The sequence below is a fragment of the Paenibacillus doosanensis genome, from assembly GCF_025060755.1.
Classification (GTDB): domain Bacteria; phylum Bacillota; class Bacilli; order Paenibacillales; family NBRC-103111; genus Paenibacillus_S; species Paenibacillus_S doosanensis.
The window spans coordinates 1-9,569 of record NZ_JANYUY010000072.1; the positions used below are offsets into that span (position 1 = coordinate 1).

Genomic DNA, 9,569 nt, shown 5'->3' on the forward strand with positions numbered 1-9,569 from the left:
AAAGCGACTGTGCCGATTCAAAGCCAGAAGGCCACGGGCTGGTGCACTTTCCTGCACCGTCCTCGCCAAGATAACAGGCTGTCCCCAGTATCTTTGCTCCACTACATGCTCAGGGTTCCGTTTTTTTTGGTAACTTTGACGGCTTCATTTTGTAATAACAGGGACTTTTTCACCACACTTTTAGAGAATGGAATATTAGTTTTAGTTATATTCGAACCTGTCGGTGAACCATCCGTTTGCATGCCTTGATAACAGGCATAGGTATACGTCTGATAATCCCCATAGTAATGACAAACCTTAGGTATGCCACCAGTATCCTGAGAAGCGAGTGGCATCGCAGGAGCAGAATTTCTAATTAAAGGTGCATCAGCATTGGTTACTTGCTTTCCATTTAAAAAATACTTTTTATCTGTGGTTTCTTTGATGATGTCGTCTTTGCTAGTATCCTGATATAAATCTTTTACCTCTTGCGATACAGCTGGCTCAAAACTGTATTTTGTATCGGTATGTAAAATAACTGTTACTTCCCCTGAAGAAACTGTTCTATCATATTGTACCGTTGTATTTCTAGTTCCTATCTTTTTTCCTTGAAGTATGACATCTGTAACTTTGTTAAATTGTTGCGAATTAATAGGTTGTTCCTCTTTTTTAGGAACTTCGGCTGAAACGGCAGTTGAACCAACTACTGAAACCACCAACATAGTAGCAACTAGCGTCTTACATTTTGTCAGGAAATTAAACATCAAATCAACAAATTTTCTACTAAAATTATAAGATAATATTCCTCAAATACCATTTTACGGTAATATTTATTAATGTTAATATATAATCAAAAATATGTAAATATTATTTTTTGTTAGTTTTACTTGTAGGCATGCACACAAAAGTGAAACTGACTATTTAGATCCGGACAAGACTAATATTTTGCGGAGAAGTTTCCCTCTATTATCAGTAACCTGGAAATAATTTCGAGCAATCCCAAGAAGAACGAAAAACGGCCCTTTCACAAAGGATGTGAATAGAGCCGTTTTTCGATCAATGTTCCACGGAAAGGAAAGCGCCGCTCATGGCTACATTTAGCCGAAGACAGCTCTCCTCTGTTTTAAATACCATTTAACACGTTGAAATGTAAATAAACATTTTAAAAAAACGTTGCAACCTTATTGGATGGAACGTAGCGTGGCAAGTGGTTAATCAAACCATCTTTCAATTTTTCCAGATACAGTTTCTTTGCTTGTAGTCGAATAAAGTCTGTTGCAGACTTCCATTCCATTTTCTTTCGTATCCCTCAGCAATATCAATACAGAAAGATGCTTTAGGTCCTTTTTCCGATAAAATATTGACATCCAAAATTGGGATATGTTATATAAAAAGAAAGGGTTAGCACTCTTCTCGTTTGAGTGCTAATATAGAAGATGTGAGTAAGCGGCGCAAAAGGATTTTTCCTTGAACGAAGCCATCATGTTACTATATGAAAAAGGAGACTTTGTCCATGGAGAAGAAACAGTTCAAAGCCGAATCCAAGCGATTGCTGGAAATGATGATTAACTCCATTTATACGCAGAGAGAAATTTTTCTTCGCGAGCTCATTTCCAACGCAAGCGATGCGATCGACAAGCTGTATTACAAAGCGTTGACCGACGATAAGCTGGTATTCAACAAAGAGGATTACTATGTCAAAGTTACCGCGGATAAAGCCAACCGGATCTTGACGATTACCGATACCGGGATCGGCATGACGCCGGAGGAATTGGAGAACAACCTCGGGGTGATCGCCAAGAGCGGTTCGCTGGCATTCAAGCAAGAGAACGAGGCCAAGGACGGCCATAACATTATCGGCCAGTTCGGCGTCGGCTTCTATTCCGCCTTTATGGTGGCTGACGACGTCACGGTACGCAGCAGAGCGTACGGCAGCGACGAAGCGTTCCAATGGAAATCGACGGGCGCCGACGGGTACACGATCGAGCCTTGCGACAAGCAATCCGTAGGTACGGAAATTACCTTGAAAATTAAGGAAAACACCGAGGACGACAATTACGACGAATTTTTGGAAGAATACCGTTTGAAGTCGATCATTAAGAAGTATTCGGATTTTATCCGTTATCCGATCAAGATGGACATCACGAGTCACCGTCCGAAAGAAGGCAGCGAGAACGAATTCGAGGATTTCGTCGAAGAGCAGACGGTCAACAGCATGGTGCCGATCTGGCGGAGAAATAAAAACGAGCTGACAAACGAAGATTATGAGAAGTTCTACGCGGAGAAGCGGTACGGCTTCGATAAGCCGCTGAAGCATATCCACATTAGCGCAGACGGCGCTGTCGTCTACAACGCGATTTTGTTTATTCCGGAGAACACGCCTTTCGATTATTATACGAAGGAATACGAGAAGGGATTGGAGCTGTATTCCAACGGCGTGCTGATCATGAACAAATGCGCCGATCTGCTTCCGGATTATTTCAGCTTCGTCAAAGGGATGGTCGATTCCGAGGATCTCTCCTTGAACATTTCCCGGGAGCTGCTGCAGCATGACCGTCAGCTGACTTTGATCGCCAAGAACATCAAGAACAAAATCAAGGGCCAACTGCAAAGCCTGCTGAAGGATGAAAGAGAAAAATACGAGACCTTCTATAAAGCGTTCGGCCGCCAATTGAAATACGGCGTGTACAGCGATTACGGCGCCAACAAAGAGCTGCTGCAGGATCTGCTGCTGTTCCACTCCTCAAAGGAGAAGAAGCTGGTGACGCTGGACGAATACGTATCGAGAATGCCCGAGGACCAGAAGTACATTTACTATGCCGCGGGCGAGTCGATCGAACGGATTGAGAAGCTGCCGCAAGCGGAGCTGGTGGCGGACAAAGGCTACGAAATTTTGTACTTCACCGACGATATCGACGAGTTCGCGATCAAGATGATCATGTCGTACAAAGACAAGGAATTCAAATCGGTATCGAGCGGCGACCTCGGCATCGAGCCGGATGAAGCCGAAAAGGCGGCGGATGCGGAAGAGAGCGGCAACAAGGAGCTGTTCGATTTCATGAACGAGACGCTGAGCGGCAAAGTAACCAAGGTGAGAGCGTCCAAACGGCTGAAATCCCACCCGGTTTGCCTGTCCACCGAAGGCGAGCTGACGATCGAGATGGAAAAAATCTTGAAAGCTATGCCGAACGGTCAAGACGTGAAAGCGGACAAAATTCTCGAAATCAACGTCAATCACGAAGTGTTCCAATCGCTCAAGGACGCTTTCGCACAGGATAAAGATAAGCTGAAGCTGTACACCGGCCTGCTGTACAATCAGGCGCTGCTGATCGAAGGCTTGCCGCTTCAAGATCCGGTCGACTTTACGAACGATATTTGCAAAATTATGGTATAATAAAACAAGATTTCACTTCAACCCGACGTTGGCTGATTACGGCCAGGTCGGGTTTTTGCTTGTTCTTAAGAAACTGTTAAGATTTGCCCTGCCTTTCTGTTAAGATTCGCTTGCTATATTGGTAATTGTAATTCCGCATCCGGCTTGTTACGGTTACTACATAAGCATGAGGTTCCAGGCAGATTGAGTTTGAACAGGAGGTAGCCGCAAAATGGCGCAATCTACGATACTTCTCGTCGATGACGAGCAGGATATCATCGATTTGTTGGAGATTTACTTGAAGAACGAAGGCTACAAGCTGCTTCGGGCGGCGGACGGGCTGCAAGCGCTGGAGGTGCTGCGCAAGGAAGAGGTCGATCTGATCGTGCTCGACATTATGATGCCGAAGATGGACGGAATCGAAGCTTGCCTCAAAATTCGGGAGCAGCGCAATATGCCGATCATTATGCTCTCCGCCAAAAGCCAAGATATGGACAAAATTTGGGGACTATCCGCCGGAGCGGACGATTACTTAAGCAAGCCGTTCAATCCGCTGGAGCTGATCGCCCGCATCAAATCCCAGCTTCGCCGTTACACGCGGCTGAATGTGCCGCAGCAGCGCAAAGATCATGAGATCGAAGTCGACGATCTGACGATTAACACGTTGACCCACGAAGTGAAGCTGCAGGGCCGGGACATCAAGCTGACGCCGCGGGAGTTCGCTATCCTCGAGCTGCTCGCCCGCAACCGGGGGATGGTATGGAATATCGAGAAAATTTACGAAGCCGTCTGGAAAGAGGCGTATTTCGACTCGGACAACACCGTAATGGTCCATATCCGCAAAATCCGCGAGAAAATCGAGCAGAACCCGCGCAAGCCGAAATTTATAAAAACCGTATGGGGGGTTGGCTACAAAGTTGATTAGATCCTACGAGCTTGATCCGTCCTCCAGGCTGAACCGGTTTCCTTTTACATGGTTTCCGTTCAATCTGGTACGCAAGATGATCGTCCTGATCCGCAGGCTGTACTGCATCGTCATGAATCATGTAAGCCGGAGCATCCGGCTGCAGCTTATTTTAACGTTTTGTATTTGTTTAGCGGCTTCTTCCATGCTTTACGGCATCAGCTATAATCTGTTCGGCGAAATGCGCAGCAGGGCCGTGATCGATTACCAGTACGGGATTGAGCAGATCGACAGCGAGGCGCGCAATATGGCGCGGGGATTGAACAGTCAGCCGCCGGATGAGGATGAAGCTTTCGCAGAGGAGGCGAATCCGATCCCCGCCGCGCTGCATAGGCAGAAGGAATTTGAGGATCGCGTCAAATGGATGGTCGGCGATCAGAAGTATAAGGTTCTGGTGACTGACCTCGAAGGGAAGGTCATCTTCCGCAGCAGCAATGCCGCGGAAACGAACGTCGACATTCACAACGTGATCAGCAATGCGATGAATGCGCGTACGGATCGCGAGTACGACCGCAAAGAATTCAGCAGCTTTTATCCGGTCAACTACAACGGGCAAAAGTCGTATCTGCTCGTATCGGGCATTCCCGAACCGCATATTACTTACATGAAGGGCGACAGCCCAATGCCGATTCTCGGCGCCATCGCTTTGTTCATCTTCTTATTCTACTTCCTCACGCAGCGGAAGATGCGCTATGTCGAGGAGCTGGCCGGGGGGCTGCGTATCATCGCAACCGGCAATCTGGACTACCGCGTCATTGAACGCAGCGACGACGAGTTCGGTTCCCTGGCGCGGGACATGAATCTGATGGTCGAGGATTTGCAGCGGAGAATCGAGGAGGAACGGCGCAACGAGCGGCTGAAAAACGAGCTGATCACCAACGTCTCTCACGATTTGCGCACGCCGCTGACGCTGATTATGGGCTATTTGCGGCTGCTGCACGATAAAGGCTACGAGACGCCGGAGCAGGCGGAAGGCTATATCGGCATCGCCTACAATAAATCCGAGAAGCTGAAGCTGCTGATCGACGACTTGTTCGAATATACGAAGCTGTCGAACCGCGATGTGCCGCTGTACAAGAAAGGCGTTCCGATCAACGATGTGCTCGATCAGCTGCTGGAGGAATTCGTCACGCTGGCGGAAGAGCAGCAGCTTACAATCAGCCGTCATATTCCGAAGGAGAAGCTGTACGTGCAGATTGACGTGGACAAAATGATTCGCGTATTCGAGAACTTGCTCGCCAACGCGCTCAAATACAGCCTCAAGCCGGGAACGGTTACCGTTACCGTCGCCAGAGATCACCGCTATGTGACGATCCGCGTCAGCAACCGGTCGGATATGCTTGCCGACAACGAGCTGCAGCAGCTGTTCGAGCGATTCTACCGCGTAGATACTTCCCGCACGTCGAACACCGGAGGCTCGGGTCTCGGACTAGCCATTGCCAAAAGCATCGTGGAATCGCATGACGGATCGATCTGGGCGGAGCAGGACAGCGGACAGCTGCATTTCTACGTCAAGCTGAAGCTGGCTTCGGCGGGAATCTAACCGTAATATATGATGAAGCGAAAGGAGGCCTTCGGCAGATGAACAAAGCGTGGATTCCGCTGTGCCTGCTGCTGCTGGCGGGAATCAGTCTGGCAGGCTGCTCCAAGCCGATCGAGTTTACCGGCAAAAGCGCCTTCTGGAGCGTCGATGCTACCGTTCGGCCGTTTTCCAATGAAAAGTCATTCGTTATAAAGTATATAGGGGAAGACCAGCAGCCGGTCAAGGGGGTTCGTTATGCTTTTGAAAACAGCAAAAATTTCAACGGCAAGGGTGAACACGCCGCCGCGGCAGCCCACCTGCGAGTAACGGGAACATCGACGCTCGATCAGCCTTACGACGACGAAACGGGCTTTAACGTCCGTATTCATTGGAACGATAAGGAGGAAATCATCCCTGTAGCCAAACGGCAGTAAAGTATCGGGTGCCGGAGTGGCAGTGAAAAAAGCGGGCAGACCGCAGGTTATGCCGGTCTTTCTCCACATCATGTTGGAGAAGGGCCGGTTTTTTCTCGAAAAAATGTTCTTTATTAAGAACGAAAATGATGATATAGTATACATGGTTATATTTTACAAATGATTCGGCTCTAAGAACGAGGAGGAAAGTACGACGATGAAACGGGTCCCTTACGGAAACATGGACACCATTCCTTATATGCTCAGCAGCCGGGCTGCCGCCTATCCAAGTGAAATCGCCTATCATTATCCGGAGCTCGGGCAGCGGTATTGCTGGTCCCGCTTGTGGGATGAAGTCCGGATGCTGGCCAAAGGCTTTTTGCAACTGGGTATTAAGAAGGGCGACCGGGTCGCTCTGCTGATGCAGGGAAGAATGGAGCTCATTCTTGCGATGTATGCGGCCGCTTGTATCGGAGCGGTGTCCGTGCCGCTGAACGCCTACTCCAAGAAGGAGGAGCTGCAGACTCTGTTGAAGGATTCCGGGCCGGCCGCCATGATCCTCGGGAAAGAAGGACATCGCCAACATTATCCTGAGATGATGCGCGAAGTGATTCTCGATTGCCGCAGAAGCGGGGAAGACAGCTCGTGGCTGCCGAAGCATGTATTTGTCCTGGAAGACGGCGAGCAGTCTTTCTTCCCGCCTTTTGCCGAATTATATGCTTTGGCTGCGGATCGGGACGACCGTGAAGCCTTCCTGCCGGCATGCATGGAGATTAGCGCTCAAGACCCGTTCATTTTGCTGTACACTTCCGGCACGCTGGGCACACCCAAAGGAGTGCTTCGTTCCACCGCATCCTTTCTGGTAGTACCCGGCGAAAAAAGCGGCGGGAGGCACGGCTCTTCATGGGTGCAGTCCGCGACCGACCGGCTGGCCCGGTATTTTCCAATGTTGAATCTGCTGCCTCTCTACCATTTGGGCGGGATCGTCGCTATTTTTGCCAATCTGAAAACCTGTAATTTGCCGATCCTTATGCTAAGCCATTTCCATCCTATTCAGGCGCTGTCGGTGCTATCGCAAGAAAAATGCCGCATTGTCATGGGAACGCCGTTCATGATCCAACAGATGCTGGCTTCGCCCGAACGCGGCAATTATCGGCTGGATTCGCTGCTGGGCGTCGTGTTTACCTCGGCAGCCGTAACTGCATCCGTATTGCAAAAGGTGACGCGGGAGATGAATTTGCTGTTCTTCATGGTCAGCTACGGCTCCTCCGAAGCGGGGGCGGTTGCGAACGGGGCCTGCTTTATGGACGGCAGGAACAACCTGCTTACGTTGATGCTGTTTAAGCTTTTGCAGCGCACCCGATTTTTGAGCGGGCTTATCCCTTATAGGGAATTTGCGGCCAATGCGTTCAGCCTGGCGGGCAAGGTGGATCGTGGAGTCGAAGTGAAGATCGTTCATCCGGAAACCGGCGAGCCTATGGCTGTGAACGAGCAGGGAGAGATTGCCATTCGAAGCCACCGCGTGATGCGCTATGTTCGGGAGAATAAGGACCGAGCGTGTTATACGCCGGACGGATGGTATAAATCGGGCGATCTCGGCTTCCTGGACGAACGCCGGCAGCTCACCATTACCGGCCGGCTGCACCGGCTGATCTCGCGGGGCGGGGAGAAAATATCCCCCGTCGAAATCGAGCATGCGCTGCTGCAGCATCGTGATGTAGAGGATGCGCTTGTGCTCGGCATACCGGACGAGCTCTACGGGGAGCAGGTGTGCGCCTGCATCGTCGCCAAGCAAAGCGCGCGTCCCAGCCCCGACGACTTAAGGGATCATCTCGCGCTGCAGTTATCGGCGTTCAAGCTGCCCCGCTATTACGTCTTTCTGCCGAGCTTTCCGTTGTCTTCCACGGGCAAAGTGTCCATCGCCGAGATCAAGCTGCTGGCGTTAGAGCATATCGGAGGCATGAAGAAACATGCGTAACTATTATCCGGGCATTACGGTATACAAGCTCGCCGGGTCTATCATCGTGCTGCTCGCCCACGCCATGCTGCTTAAATATTTCGCTCGCGTGCCGAACCAGCAGCTGCAGTTCGTCTTGCTTCATCTTCGTGTGGTCGTTCCGTGCTTTTATGCAATAGCGGGCTTTTTGGCGTATAAGGGGTGGACCCGCGCAGCCGATTCACGCGCTTACGTCCGCAAATATGCGGCTCGCATCGGCTTGCTGTATGGGGCCTTCTGTCTGCTGTTCCTCGCCGAGTTCGTCGTTCCCGCGCTGATCAGCGGCGGGCTCTCGCCCGTCAACCTGCTTTTGCAGTGCAAGATCATAGCGGTGATGCTGGTGATCAACGGCCCGTCCGTCCAGCTATGGTTCATCCCGCCGCTGTTGTTCGGAGTGATCGTCTCCTATTGGTGTTACGAGCGGAACGCTCTGCGTTCGGCGCTTGCGGCGGCTTTGGCCGGATTCGCGGCGGTTCAGGCGGTGTCGGGATCGCTCAGAACGATATGGGCCGGTACTGGGGAGCCGTTCTCATGGCTTAGCCCCGCTTACGGCGAGCTGCTGAGCCAGCTGGCTACCCGCTATATCGGCTTCGGCTTACCTTTCGTGCTGCTCGGCGTGCTGATTGCGAAGCATGAAGAAGCATGGACTCGGCGCAGCCTTCGTCCGTTATGGGTCGCGGCATTGCTCGCAACGGCACTGGAAACCGTATGGCTGCTGCTGTCTGCCGGTTGGAGTGACGAATACAAACTGTCCTTCAGCCTTCTGCCGAACACTCTCCTGCTTTTCTGCGGAGTGCTTAGGATGAAGGGCGAAGCGGTACGAATATATCATCGGCCGATGAATCTGTTCAGTCTGGTTGTCTTTTTCGGTCATATTTTGCTAATGAGGATTAACGGTCTTCTGCTTCACTGGGAGCCAGGAGGTATGGACGTTTTTGAGGATTTCAGCATGATGATGCTGACGTTGGTTGAATGTGCCGCGATTACGTCATTGCTTCTGCTGTATGAAAAAAAGCCGGCTTCGGGAATGCGCAAAGATGCGGTGTCGTGAGTTGTCGAGAAGGGTGTAACAAGTGCTTGCGATAGAGGCGGGAAATAAGTAAAAAACGCTGCAGAATGAACAAATTCTGCAGCGTTTTTTTGTGTTTTTGTGTATTCGACTATGTCTTGAAAAATAAAAAAACGAAGAAAAGGATTTTTCGTCGAATTGTGGAATATATGACTAAAGTACTACATTAAGAGTCGGGTATTGAGGGGGAATTGGGAGATATTTACCATGAAAATCATTCCAAGTGGAGGGCGGCTCCAGCCAATCGTTTTTT

The 9,569-nt window shown here is 50.2% G+C and carries 7 protein-coding genes; 6 read left to right on the top strand and 1 reads right to left on the bottom strand.

From position 1 onward, the window contains the following. Positions 1 to 101: 101 nt before the first annotated feature. Positions 102 to 746, bottom strand: a complete 645-nt coding sequence (locus tag N0M98_RS30605; RefSeq protein ID WP_259620153.1) for a hypothetical protein — start codon at positions 744 to 746, stop codon at positions 102 to 104. 746 nt (positions 747 to 1,492) lie between these two features. On the opposite strand from N0M98_RS30605, the gene htpG reads away from it, so the two are divergent. The 6 genes from htpG (at position 1,493) to N0M98_RS30635 (ending at position 9,298) form a co-directional block, all read left to right on the top strand. After that, positions 1,493 to 3,373: a molecular chaperone HtpG gene (gene htpG, locus N0M98_RS30610; protein WP_249866416.1), complete on the top strand. Its 1,881-nt coding sequence runs from the start codon at positions 1,493 to 1,495 to the stop codon at positions 3,371 to 3,373. A 211-nt stretch (positions 3,374 to 3,584) separates the two neighbouring features. Then, entirely contained in the window at positions 3,585 to 4,277 is a 693-nt protein-coding gene (locus N0M98_RS30615) for a response regulator transcription factor (RefSeq protein WP_249861135.1), read from the top strand. Continuing rightward, the gene (locus tag N0M98_RS30620; RefSeq protein WP_259620154.1) at positions 4,270 to 5,859 is read left to right on the top strand and encodes a sensor histidine kinase; all 1,590 of its coding nucleotides are present in this window, start codon (positions 4,270 to 4,272) and stop codon (positions 5,857 to 5,859) included. The genes N0M98_RS30615 and N0M98_RS30620 overlap by 8 nt, the downstream gene beginning before the upstream one ends. Before the next feature lie 38 nt (positions 5,860 to 5,897). Beyond that, the gene (locus N0M98_RS30625; protein WP_259620155.1) at positions 5,898 to 6,272 is read left to right on the top strand and encodes a hypothetical protein; all 375 of its coding nucleotides are present in this window, start codon (positions 5,898 to 5,900) and stop codon (positions 6,270 to 6,272) included. A gap of 196 nt (positions 6,273 to 6,468) precedes the next feature. Beyond that, positions 6,469 to 8,229 (top strand): class I adenylate-forming enzyme family protein, encoded by a 1,761-nt coding sequence (locus N0M98_RS30630; RefSeq protein WP_259620156.1) that lies wholly within the window; start codon positions 6,469 to 6,471, stop codon positions 8,227 to 8,229. Beyond that, complete coding sequence (locus N0M98_RS30635; RefSeq protein ID WP_259620157.1) at positions 8,222 to 9,298, top strand: acyltransferase family protein; 1,077 nt, start codon at positions 8,222 to 8,224, stop codon at positions 9,296 to 9,298. The genes N0M98_RS30630 and N0M98_RS30635 overlap by 8 nt, the downstream gene beginning before the upstream one ends. The last annotated feature ends 271 nt before the right edge of the window (positions 9,299 to 9,569 follow it).